Below are 22156 nucleotides of genomic sequence, written 5' to 3' on the forward strand. Positions count from 1 at the left end.
CATGCGAGCAAGAGCTGCAGCACGTAGAGCAGCACCAAGGCGTTAATTATGCAAAAGGCTATTGACATAATAAAAGAGATAGCCCGGCAAACTGATAAGGTAATACTTTTTCACTCGGCTTCGGGTAAAGATAGTATTGCCTTATTGGATTTATTACACCCCCACTTTAATGAGATCGTTTGCGTGTATATGTTTATTATAAAGGATTTGGAGCACATAAATAGATATATAGCCTACGCGCAAAATAAATACCCGAAAGCCAGGTACATACAAATTCCTCATTACTGTGTATATTCTTATATAAAAATCGGATTTATGGGTTGTCCTCAAAATCCGAAGCAAAAGAAATACACTTTGTCTGAATTGAATGATATTATCAGGGAGAGAACCGGCATAGAGTGGACGTGTTTAGGATTTAAGCAATCGGACAGCATGAACAGGCGGTTAATGCTTCGGGGCTACCGGAATGAGGCAATATGTGATAAATCTAAAAAATTATATCCGTTAAGTTCTTATAAGAATGCCGATATACTGGCATATATACAGGAAAAAGGGCTTATTAAGCCTGAGAGATACGGCAAGCGCGGGCAATCGTCCGGTACTGATATAATGGATATAGATTATCTCCTTTACCTGAAAGCTAACTATCCAAGCGATCTAAGGAAAGTATTAAGACAATACCCACTAGTCGAACGAATAATATTTGAATATGAATATAAAGCAGAGCGAAACCCGGATAATTAAGAGGTCACAAATAAACCTCAATCCGTATAATCCCAAGAAGCACTCCGATAAAGCAATTTCGGATCAGAAAAAGAATATCCAGAAAGTAGGGTATTTAGGCGGTATTACATGGAATGAGATAACAGGCAACCTGATAGACGGACACCGCCGATTAATGGCTTTAGATTCTCACTATAAATATGACGGCTCGAACGATTATGAATTAAAGGTGGAAGTCGTTCACTTCGATCCTAAGACCGAAAAAGAGCAAATGACATATATGGCTATCGGAAATACAAAGGCCGACCTTCAGATGATAGCTAATTACTATCCGGAAATAAACTTATCCGATATAGGTGTAAGCGATAATATTCTTCTCGGTATAGAAGACTTTATTATCCCGGATATAGCCCCGATAGAAACAATAGATATTATCGAAAAGAAACAACCTGAAACAAAAGAGCAGATCAAGGCTAAAAAAGAAAAGTTTAAGGAGAATGATATACAAAAGTATGAGGATATGTCTGCATACCTCACATTGTCATTTTCCAGCTTTGAAAACTTTGTCGCTTTCTGTGATATGTTCGGTTATGACCCATATAAGGACAAGATTATAAAGGGGGAGGAATTTGTAAGTAAGTTGGAAGAGTAACGACACAAAAGACACATTATAAAAAGATGAAACCAAAGAAACCGAAATATGAAGATTTTAAAACCGTATGTAGTGCCAACGGGGGTATTATATCGGGTATTGCTGCATATTTTGGTGTGGAACGTAAAACTATTTACAGGTGGTGTGATGCTGATGAAAAATTCAAAGAGGCGTTAGAGGATTCGCGAGAGAATTTCCTAGACCTTGCTGAAAACAGGCTTCAAACCTTGGTAAAAGGTATCCCGGAGTTTGGAGAAAACGAAAATGGGCATCGCGTTCAGGTTGGATGGAAAGTTCCACCGGATAATGCTTCTGTCTTTTTTGTGTTAAAGACTAAAGGTAAAAAACGCGGGTACTGTGAACGTCAGGATATTAATATGAATGCTAATGTAAGCATGGAAGGACATATAGATATAGATCAGTGGATAAAAGATAAATCTAAGAAATGATTATTCCACAAGATATATATAATCCTCTTTACACTAATAAAGATAAATTTATAATTCTTATAACCGGAGGTAGAGGTAGTGGAAAGTCTTTTAATGTATCCACATTTATTGAACGCCTTACATTTGAGATAGGTCATATTATACTGTATTGCCGTTATACAATGACCGCCGCGAATATATCCATCATCCCTGAAGTAAATGAAAAAATAGAGATGGATTGCGTTGATAAATATTTTAATGTCACCAAACAGGATATAATCAATCTTAGAACGGGATCAAAGATATTGTTTCGGGGAATAAAAACGAGTTCTGGGAATCAAACTGCGAAATTAAAATCTATCCAGGGAGTCACTACATTAGTATGTGACGAGGCGGAAGAATGGACGAGCGAGATTGATTTTGACAAGATAAGGCTTTCAATTCGTCAAAAAGGCATTCAGAATAGAATTATTATCATCATGAATCCAACGGATGTAAATCATTTCGTTTATCAAAAATACATCAAAAATACTCATAAAATAGAATACTACGATGGCGTACCGGTTCAGATAAGCACACATCCTCAAGTATTACATATTCATACGACATATCTTGATAATCTTGATAATCTGGGAACTGAATTTCTCCGGGATGCGGAAGAGGAAAAAGCAAATAATTCTAAAAAATACGGAGAAGTATTTATGGGCCGTTGGGCTAGTATTTCCGAGGGGTCTGTATTTAAAAACTGGAATATTGTTAATGAAATACCCGATTTTGTAAAAAAACGTGGTTTAGGTCAAGATTTCGGATACACTAACGATCCATCAGCAACGATAGATTGTGCCATACATGACAATGATCTTTATTTGGATGAATTGTGTTATCATACAAGAATGCTCACGGGTGATATAATAGATGTTTTGAAACCCATTAAAATGAAAGTTATGTCCGAAAGCGCAGACCCTAGACTAATTCAAGAGGTCGCCAACGCAGGAATTTTAATATATCCCGTTGAAAAGTTTCAGGGTTCAGTTTTAGCCGGGATTCAGAAGATGCAGGAATATAATATCAAAATTACGAAGCGGTCTTATAATTTAATTAACGAGTTTCGAAATTATGTGTGGGACAAAGATAAAGATGGGAATTACATAAATCAGCCTGTAGATAAATTTAATCACGGTATTGATGCTGCCCGGTATTGGATATTGGGTGAAATTTTAGGCAGGATTTCAGGATTTAAAGAGGTTGAAACAATAGATAGCATTAACGATAGTGAAATAGCAGGAAATGCGTTGTATATAACTCCATCTATTGATAATTACTTTATATGTATATCCGCTTATAGGTTCGGAAAAAAAATACTTATAAAGGATATATTATATAATAAGGATGGAGTAATTAACAAGGATAAGGTAACATCTATGCTCAAACCCTCTACATATTGCATTTTTGAATCGGAAAAAGAATGGTTTAATTTCGCAAATGAAATAAGGGAAGAGGCTAACTCTGTAGATAATATGCGGGTATATAAGATGAGATTAAAGGATGAGGCCCTGATAAGTTCCAGTATGGAATTAATAAGAGACAAGATAGTTTTTATTAAAAATGAAGATTACGAATATAATCTATTCAAAAATGATATGCTTAACTATCAGGAAGGACAGCCGGCAGGCCCGGCCTATGCTGTATGCCGATTACTAAGCATGTACGAATAAGTATTATACGAACGCTTTTTGTCTTTTTGATACAAAATAATGGCTAATATGCTATTATTGTAAAATAAGGATATAAAGCAAAATGATATATTTATTTCAATTTACTCAATATTAATTACTGTACTTTCCGCTCCCTGTAGCGATGATATGGGACGGTTTTCGTTATGTTATTATTATTTAGAATAATTCTAAATAATAATAATTATATTTGTGAATAAAAAAATTAATTATATGCCTTGCAATTGTGGAAAGAACCATCGTTCCGTCCGTCTGGATATTGTGGTTAAAATGGCTACTAACGAAAGTAATATTGAAAAAGTAAAATATATAATTTATGAAGATTCTGAAAATAAAATCACCTATGACAGAAAGGAATGCTGGGAAAAAGCAGGAAGGCAAGGAAAAGAGCTCCTCACAATTTACCCTGTATGATACATGTAACAAATGCCCGCTATGGGTATATATAGAGCTTGTATGCAATAATAACCTCAATGCCCTTATAATTACCGGAGATGCGCCGGAAAGTATTCTGAAAGAAGTTAAATGCAATATTTTGATTGAGTTTTCGGAACTATCTGGCGGAGAACATGCCGGAACCGTTAATAATGTATTGAAATCTATCTATAATTACCGTTCACAGATTGATTGCCTGTATATATGCATAGGATTATTGGAAACTAACAGAAGTGATAAGGCTATAGCATGGCTTAAGTCTAAAGGCATAACTGTACCCGATGGAGACATTGAGAAGTTGGTGGCTAAGGTTACCGGGATTATAAAGTCCAAAATGATATATCTCAATAAAGAGACAGATAAGTATAAGAATCTGGTCAGTGATACAGATCGAAGGAAGGTAGACGCTTCATTCTACAATGACCAATTGGTAGCCCTTAGTATACACTTTAAATTCAATATAGACATGAATATAACATTAGCTCAATATGCATCATATTTGAAGATTTTTAGTGAAAGCATAAATAGAAATAATAAATCAGCAAATTAATTATGGCAGTAAATATAGACAGTGATAGCCTTGTTCCTCAAGAAGCGTTGAATAATATGACAGCTCTTAAAAAGGAATTTATAGCGAGTATCGACGCTATGGAAAAGATGCTGGATAAAACTGATGAAGCATCTAAAGCATTCTCGCAATTCAACATTCCCGTGAAAGAATTAGTAAAGAGCATGGAAAGCTATAATAAATTGCAGAATGAACACGTAAAAGTTATAGATAATGCTCGAAAGGCTAAAAGCGATTATGAGAAGCAACAGAAGAAAATAATCGATATTGAGAGTGAAGAATATAAGACAATAGAGCGCGCACGTATAGAGCTTTCGAATAAGAAAAAGGAGATCAGGGACGCTATAAAGGAAGAGATAAATCTAAGCAAGGCAAATAAGTTGGTTGCGGATTCCGTATCTGATCTTAATGATAAGATGTCTAAGCCTAATGAATTCAAATTAGCGGAGAATGCTGAAAGCGAGCTTAAAAGGCTAACTGTGAACTTAGGGACAGCAAAGGAAGCAATGGAAGGTCTGAAGAATGCTCCCGACATATCGCAAGCTATAGAAAAGGCGGCAGACGGATCTGCAAGATATAACGATGCTATCAGTGAGGGTAATATCCGGCTTGAACGCCTTACTTTTGCGCAAAATACATTTGCCGATGCGCTGGCTAAGGAATTAATCACGAAGGAAGAATATAATTCCCTGATGTCTTCGTCAAATCATATATACGAAAAGCAGGAGCAGGATGTTAAAAGCCTGATAGCCCAACGAAATAAAGAGACTGACGCAACCAAGATATTAGCTGGCATATCGACGGAAGCCTATAATATGATGGATGCATCTTTGCAGGAATATTACAGGAACCTTGTAGAAGTGCAAACAGAGCTTTCTGTTAATAAACAGCAACAAAAAGAACTGGATGACTTATATAAGAAAGGATCTATATCCCTAAATGCATATACTAGACGCAAAGCTTCTTTAATGGTAACGGAAAAAAATCTTAAAGATGCTCAAAAAGCGAATAATGACCTAATAAAATATACTACACAGCTTGTAAATTCAGAGGTTGGCAGCTATGAAAATCTTTCGGCACAATATGCGATCCTTAAAATTCGTATTAACCAGATGGGAGAAGCGGAAGGGAAAGAACTGAAAGTTAAGAAGGATTTGGAGAAGCAAGCGGAAAAGTTATATAAACAGATGGATGCACAGCAGCAGGCCACTGGAAAATATACGCTTAATGTTGGTAATTATAAGGTAGCTACAGAGGATTTGACAAAAACAATAGGCCTTCTGAATCCTGCATTTATGTCCGCCGCTACCGGAGCTGCTGCTATGGGTAAACAGCTTTTAGTCCTATTGGCTAATCCGATAGTTGCCACGATAGCAGCAATTGTGGCAACACTAACTGCCTTGTATTATATAACGAAAGAAGTAGCCGGAGCCGCTAAAGAGAACGAAGAACAATATACATTGTTACAGCAAGCTATGGCTCCGGTACATGTAATGTCTGATAAATTAACTAACAGTTTGCATCCACTTGTAACCGTGTGGCTTTTAGTGGCAAAAGCTACCGGAGAGGCAATAGTTAAGTTTTCAGACTGGATAGGGTTAACTGATGATGCAGTAAAAAAAACGAAAGAATACGCGCAGCATGAAAAAGATAGCTTACAATTGAAAATATATAACCGTGATGCAATGGTAAAAAATGCAAAAGATGAGGTTAAAATTGCAGGATTGAGGGCACAAATTGCGGATAAAGAAAATTTATCTCATACTGAAAGATTAGCGAAAATAAAAGAAATTGAAGATCTGGAAAGAGGTATATACGTGCGTAAGAAGACATCCGCTGTATTAGAAGACAACTTACTGAAAGAAGAAGCGGCCAGGACGGCAAATTCTACGGAAATGAATGATAAATTAGCTCAATCAGAAGTTAAATTAATAAATACAGACAAAGAGCGTCAAGATTCATTAAGACAAACTGCCCGCCTAAGGCAATCATCTCTTAAGGGAATAAAAGCAGACATAAAAGAGCAGGAATCCGCTCTCGAAAAATACAATAAAATGATGGCCCGCCTGCGAACCGATAACGAAAAGGCTACGATAGAATCTGATGAAATACTCTTTAAAAAACAAGCAGAAACGCAAAAATCAATTGTTCAGGATGAAAGGAGGTCATACGAAGATAGAATGGCCGCGGCTAATGAATTCGAAAATCTGATGAGCAATTCTATAAATGAGAGGGTAAACAAACAGGAGATAGCATTGAGGGCGCAATACAATAAGGATGTTGAAATAGCTAAAAAAGCGGGTAAAACTATGTTGTCCTTCGAAGAGGAATATGCAGCACAGTTAGAAGCCTTACATAAGAAAAGGGAGGAAGAGCTTAATAAGATAAGTATTGAGGGCGGAAAATTAAGAACAGACATAGCTAATGACGCCTTAGAGGAACAGGTAACTAACTTAAAAAAAGCCCTGGATACCCGCCTTAGGGCTATAGATACAGAGCAGAGCGAAGAAGAAAAAAAACTGTCCGAGAAATACGCATCCGGCGAAATAAATGCCGAGAAATACGAAAAAGGTAAAACAGATGCCGCTATTAAAGCTGCCGGGGAAAGGTTACAGGCTGAAATCGATATGTTGGAAGAAATGGCTAAGTTAACCGGATTGAGCGAACAACAGATGGCTGATTTGAGCAAAAGACTGGCAGATGCTAAATTAGCGTATCAAAAGCATGTCAATGACGAACTTGTAAAAAGCAATGATGATGCAGCCAAGAAGCGGGAGGCAATTGAAAAGAAAACGGCCCAACTTAGCAAAGAACTTGCAAAAGAAACATTTGATTTCCTCAAAACACTTGCCGACGCCTCCGACGAAAGGGAATTACAAAGGCTTGAAAAGCAAGGTGAGGCTAACGACGAATGGCGGGAACGGGAACAAAAGGCTATCGAAGACCTCGAAAACGCCGGAGCGATATCTAAAGAGCAGGCAGAGGCAAGGAAAGCGGCAATAGACCAGCAGGCACAGGCGAGAGAGGATGAAATAGAATCCCGCAAGAAAAAAATAGAATATGAAGCTGCTAAGAGGGCGAAAGTAATAGCGATAGCAGAAACAGCTATTAACATGGCGGCGGCCATTATGAAAAATACGGCTCAATTAGGATTTGTTCCGGCTATTCCTGTTAATATCTTAACGGGTTTGCTGGGAGCTGTACAGATATCGACAATAGCCTCCCAACCTCTCCCCGCCCTTAAATATGGTACTGACGATTTTCGGGGAGGGCCTGCTATCGTAGGCGACGGAGGCAAACCGGAGTTAATACTAACACCTTCAGGCAAGGCATATAAGACGCCGTCTATACCTACACTTGTGGATATGCCTCAACACTCTATTGTATATCCCGATTTTGAAGCTATCTTACCTATGCTGGCAATGCCTAAGATGGATACAAGCAGGGTAATGGCTCCGGCTAATCCCGATTATAACAGGCAATGGGATACTATTACTAAGGAAACAAGCCGCATGCATAACAGCCTGTCACGAGGTATGGAGGCATTACAGAGAGAATTAATAGATCTGAATAAATCTACTAGATTTAAGAGGAAAGACAGGGGGATGGGATTGAATTAATTAACTGAATCAATTATGTACGAATCTATAACATCAAAAATAAATACATACAACGAAAGGCAGAGAAAACGTCGGCCCGTTATTACCGAAAGCCTGATAAAATATGAAATCTCATCTTACAGGAAGATAACGGCAGAGCAATCCACCGTGTATGACAATATGTATGTATCGAGTGATGGAACATTAGTTCCGTCGTCCAGCTGGTGGACATACTCCGCATTACTGGATATGTCTTTTCTCTCGTATGGAGCCGAAAGGAATATATATACGGGGGCGCTGGACGGTACCTATGCCGGTATTGCCGTATTCGATGCAGATAATAACCTGCTTTTGTTCGTTGCCCCGCAGACATCCGGGCTGATTACCGAACTTGAATTCGATATGCCGGAGAATGCACATCATATCTATTGTTCTTATTACAAGAACGCTCACGAAGTCCCGATATTTAGCTTTACATCCGTTAATTTCTTCCCGGTGGATATTACGAACTTCGTAGCTAACTGGAATGATTTTTCTACAAAGCTCGAAAGGGACGAATTTAGTGCGGTGGATATTGTATACAGTATCCCGATGAAATTTATAGGGCCGGCGGCCGAACTGGTAGCAGCTATGTTTAGCTACTCCGAATTTTACGCTAAAGCGGACATAACAGTTAGCAGGCGGAACTATAACAATAACAGCTATGTCGAACTAACCCGCTTTGCCCTCGATTTCTCCGGGTACCACAAAGATGATGATTTTGTAGAGCTGGATGTTGTAAACGATTCGATACAGGAATATATTAAGGCCGGCAAAAGTACCAAGTATGATATACCGGTAAGCGAAATAAAGGAGGTAAAGCAATTTAATTACGGGAGGTTGAATATTCCGGCTGGGATATCGTATGTGATTGCGGAGACTAAATATAGTTATGGACGATCTACATTGCCATTAGGTGTCGATATATCGATGACTCCTACTATAAGTTTAGATAAATATGCTATATCACAGGATGCGAATGTACAGGACGCCAGGGGGCAGCAATACGGGTTATACAATAGCGATGATGATAACGGAGGTATAGCAGGCATAGAAGAATATATATTCAGGGCTACAGAGGACATGGAGGCAGAATTGCACATAGATCTCGAATGTACTTTTGTAAATAATCAGGCCGCCGGTACGAATGATGTTTTATATATAGCCAGAAATGTTCAAAATTGGAATGATAGTACAGATCCGGCACTTAAGAGCGAAATTGGGATGTGGGAACTGCCGGACGACGGCTCTGTCACTGTAATACAAGAAACCATCCCTATAATTTTAAAAGCAGATGATAAATTAGTTATATTCATTAAAACGAGTGCAGGTAATAGCCTGCCTGCACTTGTTAATGAGTTTCAAATAACCAAATTCAATCAACTATCTATTAACCACACCCAGACGCCTAAACCTAAACTACTCGATATTATTAAGCCTCAAACACTCCTGCAACGCCTCTTAGATAACATTTCACGCAAAGGCATGTTTCAGGCTGTTATTAACTGGGATGAGACATTCAGCCCTATATTATGCTGCGGGGAAACTCTCCGGCAATTCAACGAACCGAAACTACACGGGAGCCTGAACGATTTAATGGAATGGCTTAATCTTATGGGATACAGTTACAAGTATTCAGGTAATCAGATGATATACAGCAAAAGGGCTAATCTGTATGATAAGAATATAACGGCTATTGTACTCGACCCTAACGAAGTAGCCAATTTTGAAGAGGAAGCAAATGATAACCATTCTTATACATCCCTAGAGATAGGCTATAAGAAAGAGACATACGATAAGGCTAAAGGCTTGCTAGATCCTAATGCTACATTCAACTATTCCACCGGGTATATTAATTCAAAAGAGAAAAAACTATCGCTAATAAGTCCCTATAGGGCTGATCCGGTAGGCTTCGAATTGATACTATGGGATGAAGTAGCCAAGACAACCGATACAGACAGCAAGAACGATAATAATATATTCGTCCTGCAATTAACGGAAAATGCCAGCGACTATACTGTAGATACTACCAGTATGATGAGGGTGATAGACTATAATGGGTATAGCTTTGATTTGTTTAACGGAATCCTTAACCCACATTTCTTAGCGTTAAGGAACAATGACAGATTAGGTATTGTTGCTAAATTACTTAAATTCGCATCTACAGACGGGTACGATAAGGCACGTATTCCGGGGGTTATCAATGGGCAACCGATATTGCTGGATATACTATATACAGATATAGATGTAGACAAGCGGGAACGGCTGTTTCGCCCTGTTAATTATACGTTCGAGGCCGGTACATGGAAGAACCTACCTGAACTATCCGTAGCCGACGGAATAGTACAATTTACATATAGGGGCATCGTATACCGGGGATTTATTAATTCTGTTGAAAAAGTATACGGAAGCGAGAAAAAGGCAAACTGGGAGTTACTGGCAATATAGATTAATATCTTTCATTTAATATATTTTACTTTTAGAAAGGGCCCGGCTGTGAAGTCAGGCCTTTTTATTTTGTGATATTAACTTAAAAAAGCTCTCCAAACAAAAAGAGTAGCTACATCAATAGCTACTCTTTTTTTATATGGTTTCGATTGAATTACTGTATTTCCTGATGGCTTTTACTTATATCTTTTACGTCCGTTATTTCCGTAATGTCTTTATCAAAATAAAACTCGTAATGTCCTATCGTTTTACTACCCATGGCATTATTAGCCCTGTAGCTATGCCTGATTGAGTATCCCACGAGTTCCGGCTTGAAAGACGCTTTAACACTATCATTGATAGCAGTATAAAATTTCATAGATTCTAAACTTTCAAGCATTTTAGCTTGAAGATTATTACAATCACTTGATCTGTAACCGTAATAATTTACACAACTCACATCATACATAATACTATCTTCTATATATTGTGCATATGCTGTAAAATAGTCTTCATGACTTTTTTTATAGCTCTCATCCTCATATATAGATGTATAAACAGAATCTAATTTCCCATATGATACGGATTCATAGCTCTTTTCATCATTCAATGTTTCGTGAAGGCGATTTTGTATTAATTTTTTAGCCCTATCCTCTGGGGTGGATACACAGGAGAAAAAGAGGATGAGACACAGAATAGATATTAAACATTTCATAATTTATAAAATTTGAGTTAATAAAATTTCACGAAAGTATAAATTATTCTTTAACATTATCTATTTCAGAAAGCATTTTTTTATGTCGGAGATTAATCTTGAATTGTAGTTAATTTCCCGTTCTCAAAATATAAATAATAGTATAACGATTACAACAACTATACCTAATATAAAAAACATTTGCTTATTCTCTCCGCCTAATTCTTCTTTATATTGTTTTTTTTTGAATAATTCTATTTCATTTTCCGTAAAGTTGCCTGCATGCGTCATACCCGCATTGCTATAACAGGCATATTTACCATCCTCTGTAATCTCTTTTATTCGCATCTGTAAGCCCGTGGATATAAGAATAACTAAATCGTTTTCTTTAAATTTAAATCCTTCCCTAGGTAAAACATTCTCATCGTGCAGGGTATTTTCATTTTCTTTATATAAATATTTATACTTTATCTCCCTGATGTCATTTGTCATTCCCCATAATTTGAAGAATAGAATGATTTGAAAAATAAAGAATATTATACAAATAATCACAAAAAGAATATCAAATATCTTATCCCCTGAATGAGAATAAGAATCAGCATAAAGTAAATTAACAGACAAGTTTTTCATATCAAAAATTTTAAAATTAATGATACAAAGGTAAAAATAGATGTTAAATAGGGAAGTATTTTATATGATTACCGTATAATTTATAATCGTTCTAAATTTTATACAAATTATTATATGATTTTGATTTATTTATACTTTTGCGAAGTTAAATATTTGAAATTGTATCGCCAATAAACTTAAATACACTTTGACATGAACAAAACAAGTAATCATTCAGATCTAAAACATTACAAAGCCTTAAAAAACAAACATGGAATATACATCCTTTCCATAAGTGCTTTAATTATTAGCATTATATCTATTTACCTTCATTTTATGAAAAATAAATATCAGTTTGATGACAATATATCTCCATCAGTTACCGTGTTGTGTATTTTAGTAACCATCTTAATATCTGGTCAAATATTTAATTATGTGTCTTTTGAAAATAAGATAAATAAGAAGATAGAGGAGTTGGAGAATATCGAAGATAGAATTAAAGAAAAAACAAACGAGATTATAGATGAATCTAAAAATGAAATATATAAACATATTGAAGAAAAATATAGCCTAACCAATATAAAAAATCTCTTTGACAAGATACAAGATGAAAGAGAAAATACAGATTGTAATTTTATTGCAACATTAGGATTATTTGATAATTTTAATGATAATGTCCATAAAGGAGAAGAGGACGAAGAAGAGGACGAAGAACAGCATAAGATACATTATATAAACGTTATCATTCATTTTATAAGCAATAATAATTTTAGACTAACTAATGTTCAAAAAACTATTATTAGATGTATTATTGATATCTATAATATAGATAAAAATAGAGTCTCTGATTTAAAAAAATTGTTTCCTGTTGAACCGGTAATTTTCAGGGAATCTAAATCTCCTAATAATGAATCCTGAAAAAATATAAATTATTATATTGTAATAGTTAATCTGACAATTATAGGTATCCTATAATTGTCAGATTTCTTTTTTACTGACATCCTTGTTCTCTTTTTCCTCTATATCAACTATTATTTTTTTTAGTTCTTCTAAAGTGGAAGCTTTATAAAATTTCCCTCTATGATTTATTAAGGCGGTTAATTCATCTTTGGAAAAGGATTCAAATAACTCTGAAACATCTACATTTAATGCGTCAGATATACGTTCCAACGTTTTTAATTGTGGATTTTTCAGATTTCTTGTTAGTGTATCGTTCACAATACCTAGTTTTTCAGACAATTCAATCATTGTCATTCCTCTTTCTTTTAATATTTCTTTTACTCTTAATCCCATAATTATATAATTCGATATACAAATATCGTATTCAAAAGTAATATTCTATACCTTAATATAGTTAAATAAAGTTAATTCGATATATTAGTATCGAAAGTCATTTGTTTATTCGATATTTATATGTATGTTTGCATTATAATAATCGACATTAAAGTATCGAAACAATGACAACCTACAACAAATCCAAAATATTCAAATTAGCCCACAAGCTAAGAAAAGACTATCACTTAAGTCTGTCAGAAGCATTAAGAGAAGCCTGGCGTTACACTAAGATTGAGGTTAGAAACAACGCTATACTAGCAGCAAGAAAGGCAGCCGGTGAAGCTAAGAGGGCAAAAGAGAATGCAGGGTATAATGCTAATTATATAGCAGGGCCTGCAAGATATTACGGTAATGGTAGGTATAACGGGGATTAATAATATTAAAATAATTACAGATATGAAAGCAACATTATCAACAACATCAGAACAAAAGAATTATTCATTAGGTAGAATAGTTACAAAAGTAGAAGAAACTGTTTATATGATATCTTTTGAAAATGGATTCAATGTTAGTTTTGCAAATTTCGTTGGCACGTTATTCAATGAATATAAAAACTATGCTTTCAGATGCGAGTGTGATAAAGTTCGCAGATCGAAATCGCTAAAGGTAATGCAAGGTTTTATTGAAAGAAACAAAGCTAATTACATAGCTGTAATGACGAGAGAACTTCCCTTAATATTTACAGTCAATTAATACACCGCCCCTTCGGGGGCTTAAAAACAAAGATCATGTATTCAATAAATTTCGACAAAAACGCAATATTTGAGTGCGAGTTAATAGAAGCTCTCGCAGATAAATACGGCAAATATTATATTGTTGGCGTGTGTGATAAGGATGATGATATTGCAGATGAGATAGAGGTATACAATATATATGAAAGCTATGTAGAGGCTGAATCGTCCTTATTCGAGAATATCGAATGTGACCTATCATCACAAAATTACGCTTGTGGATACAATTACGCTTGTGGTATATACGATTAAAAAAGCAATAAACATGAAAGCAGATATTACCTTCTTAGAACTTAACCAGCTCGATACAGAGCATCTGAAAGCCATGCTAGACACTAACAAGCTTACAGACGAGAACCGCCGGCGCATAGCCTACGAGATAAGAGTAAGAAGTGTAGAGGTGCCGGATGAATTGAAGTTAAACAATTAAATAAAAAAAAATAACAAATACGGGAAAATTTAAATCCCCGCCGTATTCGGGGTAAAGTCATGAGAAAGAACACGACAGAAAAAATTGAAAAAGAAATAATAGTAAGAAGTAAGGCTAAGCCAGGGTATGCTCTGGGTCGCAATACGGGTAATGTAGGTAATATATATAGGATATACAACATCTATAAACTAGAGGATAGCCAATATAATTATAATTACGAAAAGATCGGTGAATATAGAACTACCAGTGTAAGTTTTAATTTGCCGAACGGAATATCCGTTGATTATATTGAAATTCCTAAATTGTGGTTTAGTCTTGGCATGCAAGCGATGCCACACAATACCTTAATTAATGCTTAATTTTTTCAGCAAAAACAAGGCTGTAACCATACAGGCTACAGCCTTTATATACGAATTTTGCCGAAAATCGAAGCGAGACAGTGCATATAAGCGCAAGTACCGTAATATAGCTAACAAGCTGGCAGCATTCGAGAGCGACAGAGGTATATCGATACTATCTAATAGCTTCAATTCTGAACTTGCAGAGGATTTTATTTGTTTTCTTCAAAATCAAAACCTAAAGCATAATACCATCAGGCAGCTATATGATGGTGTGGCTTATATGTTCCGGTTAATGGGTAAGAGGGGGTACGCTGTCAATTTTTCATTTGAAGAAATAAATATAGACAAAGAAGAATCTACACAGGTGTATTTAATGCTCCCGGAACTGCACAGGCTATACAGCCTCAATATACGGGATAAAAATGTAGCCAAAATCAGGGACTTGTTTCTGATCGGATGCTTTACCGGGCTTCGCTTTTCGGACTATTCCCGCATCGATACGGCTAATTTCGACGGCAAAATAATAAAAATAAAGACGAAGAAAACAGGTGTTATCGTCCAGATCCCGGCGAATAGCTATGTACGTGACATCATGGCAAGGTATAACGGCAATATCGAATACCGTAATAGCCTATACAATTTTAATTGCCGGATAAAAACCTTATGCAGACGCGCCGGGATTAACGACAAAATACTCGTCGAATATACCCGCGGGCACAAGGCTGTACGGGAAAGTAAACGAAAATACGAACTTGTAGGCAGCCACGTGGCCCGGCGTTCGTTCGCTACAAATGCGTACCTTGCAGGCATACCCGCCGCCCGCATCATGCTGTTAACAGGGCATCAGAGCGAACAATCATTCTTTAAGTATATACGGATACAGAAGGCTGAAAATGCTAAGACGTTGGCCGATCATCCGTTTTTTAAGTAGAAAATTTTGGTATAAATAAAAAGGGTAACAAAGGGTAACATTGATTGTTACCCTTTTATTTTACCATACAAATAATAAATCTTATTTAGAATGATTCTAAATAAAATACATTATCTTTGCTTAGCGGAAAATCCCCCGCCTCCGCTTCACTAATGCTTGGTAGGTCTAGTGAAGCTATAAAGTGCCGGAGCACACGACGAAGGATTATGAGAATGATCTGTAGCCTGTGTTTCCGGCATTTTTTTTAACACCGGATTTAAGTAAAACAAATTACCTGTTAAAATGTTTAAAGCCTACCTGCAAAATATAATGTCTGTATGCCTGGAGGAGTTCGAGGTATCATTAGATGATGTCGTATCATCTTCCCGCCGTCAGGAGCTCGTTTACTGCCGAAAGGCTTTTTGTATTATCGTCAAGGAATTATATGATGTAAAATATGAGGTTATAGGGATGGAACTGAATAAGTCGATGGCTGCTGTATCTAAATATTTGGCCAATCAACCTGATAATAAGTACTACATGCATTGTTTAAACAGAATCAGGATAAAGATAAACGAATACAAAATAAACTAACTATTAAATAATACCCTACAAATCATTTAGCATCAAATAACTATCTCCTATGTCAACCTTCTGTATTCGCCTACATTCGTATGTCGATATTGACAAATAATCTAAAACTTTTTTAACTATGTTAAGGAACGAAACAGATGTGGTTAATCCGGGCGGAGGCTACGGTGGCGGAGGCTGGGGAGGTGATGGTATCCTGGGGCTTATCGCTCTTTTATCCATTTTCAGGGGTAACCTCTTCGGAGGTAACTACGGGGAAGCGAGAAATAATTTAGCGGAAGTTGAAAATCAGTTATCTAATGTCCGTGCTGACATCGGTGATGTGAAGTTCGATACTGTGTCCAGTATCCTCAATCAGACTTCATCCTTGCTTTCAGCAATTAACGACGGGCGGATAGAAAATGTATCTGCAATCCTGAACCAGACAAGCCAGTTACAATCAGCTATTTGCGGTTTACAACAGAGTGTATTGAACGGTCAGTACAATCTGGGTTCTGCAATCGCTAATTCTGCCTTTGAAAATTACAAAGGACAGGTAGGTATCCTGATGCAGAATTCAGATATAGCCGCCAGGGCCGCACAGGATTCCTGCGCTACAAACCTGAATATTACCCGTCTGGGTTATGAAAACCAGCTAAGCAATGAGCGTCAGACCAATGAGCTCAGCCGCCAGATTTCAGACTGTTGCTGCTCTACCAATTTGCGTATGACGGAACTCGACTATCAGGGGCAACTTCGCGATCAGGCTAATTTCGCAGCTTTGCTGAACGGCCAGACTGAAATCAAGTGCCTGATAAAGGACACTGCCAAGGATCAGGAAATTGCACGCCTGACACGTGAAAGCGACCGCTCGTTTATCTCCAATGAGATCAATAAGTCGATCAATACCACTGTCGGCAGCTGGGCAGCCGCCCGCGCCTTCAACGGGCCTACTTATCCGAACCCTCCGTACAACGGGGCATGGGGATTCTAAACAAGGGGGAGCGATCCCCCTTTCGATGTATAACCAAATCAATATATAAAGATGAGTTATAATAATTTCAATTATCCGGGTTTACCGAATGATTATATGAACCAGCTAAGGCGATTACAGCAGGAATATTCCAGTAAGATGGATGAACTCCGAAACGGATTTAATGCCTCTATACAAAACCAGTTCAACCCACCGCCGGTAAATCCTAATTTGCCGCCTCCGGCCGGAATGTCCCCGGCCGCGCAGCCGGAAGGATCTATCCCGCCACATATGCAGATCATAGCCGCAATTGGCGATATTAAGGGTGAACTGGCAGCTATTAAGGATGCTTTGACTAAAAAAGAGGATACGGTAAGCCCGGTTATCGAAGAAAAAGCCCCGGCAGATAATGAGAAGAAGCCCGTGATCCAGGGTGAAGGCACAAAAGTAAATACATCTAAACCAAAGCAAAATGAAGAATCTAAAGCATAAGATAGAAGAGGAGCTGCATAAATACGATGCAGCCGTAGCTCTCGATAAATATGAGGAGCTGGACGAGGATACGCTCGACATGGTAACAAAACTGGCGAAGGCTTACCATTATTTACATAAGGCCTGTGAACTTATGGAAGGCAAGCAGGATCCGGAAGTGCAACAGTTCCGTAAACCGATGCTGTGATGGAATACGCGGATGATATAAAAACCCAGCTTCAGACGGCAGTCAATCTTCTTTGTAAGGCTAAGAAGTTTGAAGAAGAATATATGGGTATTGCCCAACGCCTCGGATTGCAGGGAGAAAAACGCCGTATGCGTTATGAAAGCGCATGTAATCATAATTTTATAAACTTCCTGAAATGTGATGCTTATGACGTGTACGGAATAACGCTTACAAGCGAGCCGCAGAATAACGGTATTCCGGGAGCCGCGAATATGAAGGCTTTCTTCGAGACTTACCTCGCGAAGATGGAAGACCAGTATGACACGTTACATACAATAGCGAACAAACTGGTAACGCTGAACTGCCAGCATACTGCATCGCATCTGTATTGTAAATGTAAATGCCTGATAGAAGATATCAAGTATTACCGGAGAATAATACTGGAGGGAAACGCCGTATCATGGAGGCCGGAATTTATATTGCTGCATCAAACTACGGAATGTAATATCCATGACCGTTTCGAAGAAAAAGAGAAAGAGGTCGGATACGACTACTAAGTGGGAGCGGTGTAAGGCGTATTTCGGCTATCGTTGCGCTTATTGCGGCAAGGCGGGAAAACTCACAAAAGACCATGTTATACCCCGTCATTACGGCGGGCCTGATATGGTCTTTAATATTATACCTGCCTGCCAAAGCTGCAATTCTTCAAAAGGAAAAAGGAATGCCGGACAATGGTACAGGCAACAGCCTTTTTACTCTATGGGACGGGAAGTCAGGATAAAAATGTATTTATTTAATACCTGCATGAATCTATGATATACGAGTTAGCAAAACATCTTATTTTTACCGTTATTATCAGCTTATCGTGCATAGCTGTTAATGCCGTGACATGGAAAGGAATGATATTTTATTCGCTTGCCAATAGTCTGGAAAGTTTTTTTATTGCCGTCATGGGCCCGGAAGCAGGCTGTAAAATATGTATGCCTTTATTCAGGTGCCCGATGTGCATGTCGGGCGTATGGAGCTTTGTATTCTGGGTACTATTCTCATTCGCTTTCAATCCGGTACTTATGGTATTGACCGTTTGCGGGCTGAATGTAATTTTAGTTAGTTTTATTCAAAATATTATGGATGATGGAAAGTAAGGAAGAAGTAATGATGGAAATAAACAGGCTTATCGAGATACTGGAGGATGTCTGCGGGGTGGACCAGACGGAAACAATCGAGAGGTTAAGAGAGTTGGTCGCATTATTATAATCTATGCCGCGCTACGAATATAAAACGTTCTTATCCATTAATCCGGAAGAAGAACTGAACGAACTCGGCCGGCAAGGATGGAGACTGCTTACAACTGCCGTGGCCGTCGCGTGGATAGCCGAATATGGCTATTGGTATACAAGTTATTATATTATGGAAAGGGTATGTGAAGAGTAATTACTTTTTCTTCCTGAAGTTCCACGGAGCTATAGGATTTTTCATACTCCATATATTTAATTCATTTTTTCTGGCCTGATTCTCTAATTCCAGATATCGCATTGACTTATTATGCTTATATCTCCATGCAAGCCCATTTTTAAGAAGCTCTTCATTTATATTTACTTTTCCTGCATAAACAATACCGAGAATACGCCCGTATATATCGGTCCCTTCAATCTCTACCGTTACATTTTTACCCGCGCATAATCCTTTTGTAAAATCAGCCGCTTTTGTTCCGTAATCCTGTTTCTTTTCTGGGCAGTCTATCCCGTACAGCCGTATTTTATGCTGTACGTTTACGCTATCTAATAATATAATTGTATCTCCATCGGAGACACGTATTATTTTTCCTGTCAATACCTGTGCATTAACCGAAATATTTAGTAGAAAACAGATTAAATATAAATGATATTTTTTCATAGAATACAAATTTACGAAATACGAATATTTTTATAAATATCTTATGATTATTTAGAATCATTCTAAATAAAGTTATATATTTGTAGAGGATTATAAATGCCCTTATATCCTTTTTATGAATATATTAGGTTTTGAAATAGACATAAGACGAAAATCTATGGAACTGCCGGATGAAAATACGCAGGTAGTTACCAAAACACAACGTATTCTCAATATAGAGGATATACTTCCTATATTCGAACCGTCAGTTATTCATAAGAACCTCGTAACATTATTTCATGAAACGGCGGAAATTTACCATCCTGTAAGCATGATAACAGATAGATGTTTGAATGCTAAAATAACGCTAAAAGAATATAAAACAGACTCGGAGATATGGAATAATGATAAGATTAATAAATTCCTTGAACACCCGAACGCTTTAAATTCATTCCGGGATTTCATGTCTAATTTGTTAAAATACTATTTGGTTACGGGAAATGCTTATATAACTTCCGATCTGGACGGATATAAAACAACCGATCTATGGAAATACGCTAATAGCTACCATATACTGCCATCGCAAGCCGTTGATATTAAATTACGCAATAATGGAAGGATCGACTTATTCCGGTTTGACAAGATATCTGATATTATACAGTCATACGATGTTAAGTTGAATGGCCAATCTGTATCTTTTCCTGCTGATTCTGTTTTACATATTAAGGAATCTAATTTATATACAAATAAAAACATATTAAAAGGCATAAGCAAGCTGGACGCTTGTAAAATGCCTATCGCTAACCTTATAGCTCAATACGAGGCCCGTAATGTAATATATTTAAAAAGAGGGCCATTAGGAGCTATTGTTACTAAGAATAAGGATGATTCGGGTTATACTATTCCGTTGCTGGATAGCCAGAAGAAGGATATAAATAATGTTGTCAATGAAAATTACGGATTAAAACATTATAAAGACCAGCTTCTTTTTTTAGATAAAGAAGTAGAATTCGTTAAGTTTAGTGCTGATATAAAAGATCTGCAACCCCACGAGGAGCATTTATCTACGACAATAGTAATAGGATCCGCATATTCTATTCCCCGTGATCTTTTAATAAATAAAGACAAATCTACTTATGCCAATCAGGCGGGAAGTGAAAAATCGTTATATGAGAATGTATGTATACCGTTAACAAATAAATGTTTAAGTTCTATAAGTAATTGGCTCGGATTAACAGGAAACGGGCTTTATTTAAATGCTGATTTCTCCGACATACCTTGCTTGCAGGAAAATAAAAAAGAGCAGGCTACTACATTCAGTCTTAATACCAGATCATACACTCAATTGTATAATGAAAATGCTATAACCTATAATGAGATGCGGGTAGGGCTTGGTTATGAATCAGTAAAAGGAATGGATAAGTATAAAAAAGACATAGAAAAAGAAAATGGAACAGAAGAGGAACATAATATACAAAACCAAAACGCTTGATTTAGACGAAAAAGGGATCGTCAAGATTGCTGTTAATGCGTTCAATATAAAGGATGCAGACGGAGATATATCTGCCAATGGTTCATTCAAAAAAACACTGAATGAAAATTTTCCATCTATGAAATGGCTTCTAAATCATGATTTCAATAAGATGTTAGGAGTTCTATTGTCAGGTGAAGAAACAGATAAATATTTAGTCATGACGGCTAAATTTAATATGAATAAGCAGCTATCATTAGATGTATATTATGATTATCTATTGAATCACGAAACAGGAAGAACGCTGGAACATTCGATTGGTGTTAAGGCAATAAAGCGAGATCCTAAAAATTTAGCATTAGTATTGGAATGGAAACTATTTGAAGTTTCTACACTTTATGGCTTCGGTGCAAATCCTGATACAATGTTACTGGACATTAAGAGTATAAAAGAGGATTCCTCCAGCCAAATAGAATTTCTTAAAAAAGCCCTCAATCTGGATTATTCGGAACAAAGGCTTATAGGCATAGAGAAATCAATACAGATGCTACAAAAAGCAATTAATAAAGAGGCATTAATGGTTGAATGTCCATGCTGTAAAGCCATATTGAATTATAATGATTACGATGAACATTCCATACAGCAACAGTCTATCGAATCTGCTATTAATCATGCCAGATGGATAACTGAAAATGTAGTAGCCGAAAGAATGACGGCATTAGAGCCTGCGATAAGGGAAGAAGTGAGTTATTTATTATCTCAAAAATCACTTAATATTAATGATTTGTCTTCATTCTCATATATATATTGCCCTAAATGTTGGACTAAAATAACAAAATCAGCCATAATAGAGCCGTCAGATGACACTCAACAGGAAAAAAGCCGCGATAAAAGTACTTTAGACCTTAAAGAAATGGCAAAATATATAAAATTAAATTAATCATATTTTTATTAT

General features: G+C 36.8%; 28 protein-coding genes and 1 pseudogene. 25 read left to right on the forward strand and 4 right to left on the reverse strand.

All coding sequences use genetic code 11. The features are described from left to right. Window positions 1-48: 48 nt before the first annotated feature. The 7 genes and pseudogenes from IR083_RS20760 (at window position 49) to IR083_RS20790 (ending at window position 10625) form a co-directional block, all read left to right on the forward strand. Window positions 49-744 carry a phosphoadenosine phosphosulfate reductase gene (locus IR083_RS20760; protein WP_194225730.1) on the forward strand — a complete coding sequence of 232 codons (696 nt, stop codon included), beginning with the start codon at window positions 49-51 and terminating at the stop codon, window positions 742-744. Further along, the gene (locus tag IR083_RS20765; RefSeq protein ID WP_194225731.1) at window positions 710-1375 is read left to right on the forward strand and encodes a ParB N-terminal domain-containing protein; all 666 of its coding nucleotides are present in this window, start codon (window positions 710-712) and stop codon (window positions 1373-1375) included. Before IR083_RS20760 ends, IR083_RS20765 begins: the two co-directional genes overlap by 35 nt. Before the next feature lie 26 nt (window positions 1376-1401). Then, on the forward strand, window positions 1402-1824 hold the full coding sequence (locus tag IR083_RS20770; protein WP_194225732.1) for a hypothetical protein: 423 nt from the start codon (window positions 1402-1404) through the stop codon (window positions 1822-1824). Continuing rightward, window positions 1821-3059: pseudogene (locus tag IR083_RS20775) on the forward strand (PBSX family phage terminase large subunit); the annotation flags it as partial. The gene IR083_RS20770 and the pseudogene IR083_RS20775, both read left to right, overlap by 4 nt. 793 nt (window positions 3060-3852) lie before the next feature. After that, entirely contained in the window at window positions 3853-4521 is a 669-nt protein-coding gene (locus IR083_RS20780) for a hypothetical protein (protein ID WP_194225734.1), read from the forward strand. A gap of 2 nt (window positions 4522-4523) precedes the next feature. Continuing rightward, window positions 4524-8159 (forward strand): hypothetical protein, encoded by a 3636-nt coding sequence (locus tag IR083_RS20785; RefSeq protein ID WP_194225735.1) that lies wholly within the window; start codon window positions 4524-4526, stop codon window positions 8157-8159. A 15-nt stretch (window positions 8160-8174) separates the two neighbouring features. Then, window positions 8175-10625, forward strand: a complete 2451-nt coding sequence (locus IR083_RS20790; RefSeq protein WP_194225736.1) for a hypothetical protein — start codon at window positions 8175-8177, stop codon at window positions 10623-10625. 154 nt (window positions 10626-10779) lie between these two features. On the opposite strand, the gene IR083_RS20795 is transcribed toward IR083_RS20790, so the two are convergent. Further along, window positions 10780-11319 (reverse strand): hypothetical protein, encoded by a 540-nt coding sequence (locus IR083_RS20795; protein ID WP_194225737.1) that lies wholly within the window; start codon window positions 11317-11319, stop codon window positions 10780-10782. Window positions 11320-11442: 123 nt separating this feature from the next. Further along, window positions 11443-11928, reverse strand: coding sequence for a hypothetical protein (locus IR083_RS20800; protein WP_194225799.1), 486 nt, complete (start codon window positions 11926-11928; stop codon window positions 11443-11445). Between the two features lie 192 nt (window positions 11929-12120). Between IR083_RS20800 and IR083_RS20805 the strand changes: the two genes are divergently transcribed. After that, window positions 12121-12825, forward strand: coding sequence for a hypothetical protein (locus IR083_RS20805; RefSeq protein ID WP_194225738.1), 705 nt, complete (start codon window positions 12121-12123; stop codon window positions 12823-12825). A gap of 60 nt (window positions 12826-12885) precedes the next feature. On the opposite strand, the gene IR083_RS20810 is transcribed toward IR083_RS20805, so the two are convergent. Next, window positions 12886-13200, reverse strand: coding sequence for a helix-turn-helix domain-containing protein (locus tag IR083_RS20810; protein WP_194225739.1), 315 nt, complete (start codon window positions 13198-13200; stop codon window positions 12886-12888). Window positions 13201-13364: 164 nt separating this feature from the next. Between IR083_RS20810 and IR083_RS20815 the strand changes: the two genes are divergently transcribed. From IR083_RS20815 to IR083_RS20880, 15 genes are all read left to right on the forward strand, one after another. Beyond that, complete coding sequence (locus tag IR083_RS20815; protein ID WP_194225740.1) at window positions 13365-13616, forward strand: hypothetical protein; 252 nt, start codon at window positions 13365-13367, stop codon at window positions 13614-13616. A 22-nt stretch (window positions 13617-13638) separates the two neighbouring features. Further along, window positions 13639-13935, forward strand: a complete 297-nt coding sequence (locus IR083_RS20820; RefSeq protein WP_194225741.1) for a hypothetical protein — start codon at window positions 13639-13641, stop codon at window positions 13933-13935. A gap of 35 nt (window positions 13936-13970) precedes the next feature. Further along, the gene (locus IR083_RS20825; protein WP_194225742.1) at window positions 13971-14225 is read left to right on the forward strand and encodes a hypothetical protein; all 255 of its coding nucleotides are present in this window, start codon (window positions 13971-13973) and stop codon (window positions 14223-14225) included. Continuing rightward, the gene (locus tag IR083_RS20830) at window positions 14191-14403 is read left to right on the forward strand and encodes a hypothetical protein (protein WP_194225743.1); all 213 of its coding nucleotides are present in this window, start codon (window positions 14191-14193) and stop codon (window positions 14401-14403) included. The genes IR083_RS20825 and IR083_RS20830 overlap by 35 nt, the downstream gene beginning before the upstream one ends. A gap of 59 nt (window positions 14404-14462) precedes the next feature. Beyond that, on the forward strand, window positions 14463-14762 hold the full coding sequence (locus tag IR083_RS20835) for a hypothetical protein (RefSeq protein WP_194225744.1): 300 nt from the start codon (window positions 14463-14465) through the stop codon (window positions 14760-14762). Continuing rightward, on the forward strand, window positions 14755-15675 hold the full coding sequence (locus IR083_RS20840; protein WP_194225745.1) for a tyrosine-type recombinase/integrase: 921 nt from the start codon (window positions 14755-14757) through the stop codon (window positions 15673-15675). The genes IR083_RS20835 and IR083_RS20840 overlap by 8 nt, the downstream gene beginning before the upstream one ends. A gap of 282 nt (window positions 15676-15957) precedes the next feature. Continuing rightward, window positions 15958-16248 (forward strand): helix-turn-helix domain-containing protein, encoded by a 291-nt coding sequence (locus IR083_RS20845; RefSeq protein WP_194225746.1) that lies wholly within the window; start codon window positions 15958-15960, stop codon window positions 16246-16248. 118 nt (window positions 16249-16366) lie between these two features. Further along, window positions 16367-17218, forward strand: a complete 852-nt coding sequence (locus tag IR083_RS20850; protein ID WP_194225747.1) for a hypothetical protein — start codon at window positions 16367-16369, stop codon at window positions 17216-17218. A 51-nt stretch (window positions 17219-17269) separates the two neighbouring features. Further along, window positions 17270-17689 carry a hypothetical protein gene (locus IR083_RS20855; protein WP_194225748.1) on the forward strand — a complete coding sequence of 140 codons (420 nt, stop codon included), beginning with the start codon at window positions 17270-17272 and terminating at the stop codon, window positions 17687-17689. Continuing rightward, the gene (locus tag IR083_RS20860) at window positions 17670-17876 is read left to right on the forward strand and encodes a hypothetical protein (protein ID WP_194225749.1); all 207 of its coding nucleotides are present in this window, start codon (window positions 17670-17672) and stop codon (window positions 17874-17876) included. Before IR083_RS20855 ends, IR083_RS20860 begins: the two co-directional genes overlap by 20 nt. Further along, window positions 17876-18412 carry a hypothetical protein gene (locus IR083_RS20865; RefSeq protein WP_194225750.1) on the forward strand — a complete coding sequence of 179 codons (537 nt, stop codon included), beginning with the start codon at window positions 17876-17878 and terminating at the stop codon, window positions 18410-18412. Before IR083_RS20860 ends, IR083_RS20865 begins: the two co-directional genes overlap by 1 nt. Continuing rightward, on the forward strand, window positions 18366-18671 hold the full coding sequence (locus IR083_RS25025) for an HNH endonuclease signature motif containing protein (RefSeq protein WP_194225751.1): 306 nt from the start codon (window positions 18366-18368) through the stop codon (window positions 18669-18671). Before IR083_RS20865 ends, IR083_RS25025 begins: the two co-directional genes overlap by 47 nt. After that, window positions 18668-19000, forward strand: a complete 333-nt coding sequence (locus IR083_RS20875) for a hypothetical protein (protein ID WP_194225752.1) — start codon at window positions 18668-18670, stop codon at window positions 18998-19000. The genes IR083_RS25025 and IR083_RS20875 overlap by 4 nt, the downstream gene beginning before the upstream one ends. Continuing rightward, the gene (locus IR083_RS24850; RefSeq protein ID WP_262893190.1) at window positions 18987-19112 is read left to right on the forward strand and encodes a hypothetical protein; all 126 of its coding nucleotides are present in this window, start codon (window positions 18987-18989) and stop codon (window positions 19110-19112) included. The genes IR083_RS20875 and IR083_RS24850 overlap by 14 nt, the downstream gene beginning before the upstream one ends. A gap of 3 nt (window positions 19113-19115) precedes the next feature. Next, entirely contained in the window at window positions 19116-19289 is a 174-nt protein-coding gene (locus tag IR083_RS20880) for a hypothetical protein (RefSeq protein WP_194225753.1), read from the forward strand. Here IR083_RS20880 and IR083_RS20885 read toward each other — a convergent pair whose 3' ends face one another. After that, window positions 19290-19751: a thermonuclease family protein gene (locus tag IR083_RS20885; protein ID WP_194225754.1), complete on the reverse strand. Its 462-nt coding sequence runs from the start codon at window positions 19749-19751 to the stop codon at window positions 19290-19292. It abuts the gene before it with no gap. A 115-nt stretch (window positions 19752-19866) separates the two neighbouring features. On the opposite strand from IR083_RS20885, the gene IR083_RS20890 reads away from it, so the two are divergent. Together IR083_RS20890 and IR083_RS20895 are read left to right on the forward strand one after the other, a co-directional pair. Then, on the forward strand, window positions 19867-21222 hold the full coding sequence (locus IR083_RS20890; protein WP_194225755.1) for a phage portal protein: 1356 nt from the start codon (window positions 19867-19869) through the stop codon (window positions 21220-21222). Continuing rightward, complete coding sequence (locus IR083_RS20895; RefSeq protein WP_194225756.1) at window positions 21179-22141, forward strand: HK97 family phage prohead protease; 963 nt, start codon at window positions 21179-21181, stop codon at window positions 22139-22141. The genes IR083_RS20890 and IR083_RS20895 overlap by 44 nt, the downstream gene beginning before the upstream one ends. The last annotated feature ends 15 nt before the right edge of the window (window positions 22142-22156 follow it).

It is taken from the genome of Dysgonomonas sp. GY75 (assembly GCF_015234155.1).
Classification (GTDB): Bacteria; Bacteroidota; Bacteroidia; order Bacteroidales; family Dysgonomonadaceae; genus Dysgonomonas; species Dysgonomonas gadei.

What these genes read in the sequence shown, in the direction of transcription:
- IR083_RS20760 (WP_194225730.1), top strand. Translation starts at nt 49, where the DNA reads ATGCAAAAGGCTATTGACATAATAAAAGAGATAGCCCGGCAAACTGAT.
- IR083_RS20765 (WP_194225731.1), top strand. Translation starts at nt 710, where the DNA reads ATGAATATAAAGCAGAGCGAAACCCGGATAATTAAGAGGTCACAAATA.
- IR083_RS20770 (WP_194225732.1), top strand. Translation starts at nt 1,402, where the DNA reads ATGAAACCAAAGAAACCGAAATATGAAGATTTTAAAACCGTATGTAGT.
- IR083_RS20780 (WP_194225734.1), top strand. Translation starts at nt 3,853, where the DNA reads ATGAAGATTCTGAAAATAAAATCACCTATGACAGAAAGGAATGCTGGG.
- IR083_RS20785 (WP_194225735.1), top strand. Translation starts at nt 4,524, where the DNA reads ATGGCAGTAAATATAGACAGTGATAGCCTTGTTCCTCAAGAAGCGTTG.
- IR083_RS20790 (WP_194225736.1), top strand. Translation starts at nt 8,175, where the DNA reads ATGTACGAATCTATAACATCAAAAATAAATACATACAACGAAAGGCAG.
- IR083_RS20795 (WP_194225737.1), bottom strand. Translation starts at nt 11,319, where the DNA reads ATGAAATGTTTAATATCTATTCTGTGTCTCATCCTCTTTTTCTCCTGT.
- IR083_RS20800 (WP_194225799.1), bottom strand. Translation starts at nt 11,928, where the DNA reads ATGAAAAACTTGTCTGTTAATTTACTTTATGCTGATTCTTATTCTCAT.
- IR083_RS20805 (WP_194225738.1), top strand. Translation starts at nt 12,121, where the DNA reads ATGAACAAAACAAGTAATCATTCAGATCTAAAACATTACAAAGCCTTA.
- IR083_RS20810 (WP_194225739.1), bottom strand. Translation starts at nt 13,200, where the DNA reads ATGGGATTAAGAGTAAAAGAAATATTAAAAGAAAGAGGAATGACAATG.
- IR083_RS20815 (WP_194225740.1), top strand. Translation starts at nt 13,365, where the DNA reads ATGACAACCTACAACAAATCCAAAATATTCAAATTAGCCCACAAGCTA.
- IR083_RS20820 (WP_194225741.1), top strand. Translation starts at nt 13,639, where the DNA reads ATGAAAGCAACATTATCAACAACATCAGAACAAAAGAATTATTCATTA.
- IR083_RS20825 (WP_194225742.1), top strand. Translation starts at nt 13,971, where the DNA reads ATGTATTCAATAAATTTCGACAAAAACGCAATATTTGAGTGCGAGTTA.
- IR083_RS20835 (WP_194225744.1), top strand. Translation starts at nt 14,463, where the DNA reads ATGAGAAAGAACACGACAGAAAAAATTGAAAAAGAAATAATAGTAAGA.
- IR083_RS20840 (WP_194225745.1), top strand. Translation starts at nt 14,755, where the DNA reads ATGCTTAATTTTTTCAGCAAAAACAAGGCTGTAACCATACAGGCTACA.
- IR083_RS20845 (WP_194225746.1), top strand. Translation starts at nt 15,958, where the DNA reads ATGTTTAAAGCCTACCTGCAAAATATAATGTCTGTATGCCTGGAGGAG.
- IR083_RS20850 (WP_194225747.1), top strand. Translation starts at nt 16,367, where the DNA reads ATGTTAAGGAACGAAACAGATGTGGTTAATCCGGGCGGAGGCTACGGT.
- IR083_RS20855 (WP_194225748.1), top strand. Translation starts at nt 17,270, where the DNA reads ATGAGTTATAATAATTTCAATTATCCGGGTTTACCGAATGATTATATG.
- IR083_RS20860 (WP_194225749.1), top strand. Translation starts at nt 17,670, where the DNA reads ATGAAGAATCTAAAGCATAAGATAGAAGAGGAGCTGCATAAATACGAT.
- IR083_RS20865 (WP_194225750.1), top strand. Translation starts at nt 17,876, where the DNA reads ATGGAATACGCGGATGATATAAAAACCCAGCTTCAGACGGCAGTCAAT.
- IR083_RS25025 (WP_194225751.1), top strand. Translation starts at nt 18,366, where the DNA reads ATGACCGTTTCGAAGAAAAAGAGAAAGAGGTCGGATACGACTACTAAG.
- IR083_RS20875 (WP_194225752.1), top strand. Translation starts at nt 18,668, where the DNA reads ATGATATACGAGTTAGCAAAACATCTTATTTTTACCGTTATTATCAGC.
- IR083_RS24850 (WP_262893190.1), top strand. Translation starts at nt 18,987, where the DNA reads ATGATGGAAAGTAAGGAAGAAGTAATGATGGAAATAAACAGGCTTATC.
- IR083_RS20880 (WP_194225753.1), top strand. Translation starts at nt 19,116, where the DNA reads ATGCCGCGCTACGAATATAAAACGTTCTTATCCATTAATCCGGAAGAA.
- IR083_RS20885 (WP_194225754.1), bottom strand. Translation starts at nt 19,751, where the DNA reads ATGAAAAAATATCATTTATATTTAATCTGTTTTCTACTAAATATTTCG.
- IR083_RS20890 (WP_194225755.1), top strand. Translation starts at nt 19,867, where the DNA reads ATGAATATATTAGGTTTTGAAATAGACATAAGACGAAAATCTATGGAA.
- IR083_RS20895 (WP_194225756.1), top strand. Translation starts at nt 21,179, where the DNA reads ATGGAACAGAAGAGGAACATAATATACAAAACCAAAACGCTTGATTTA.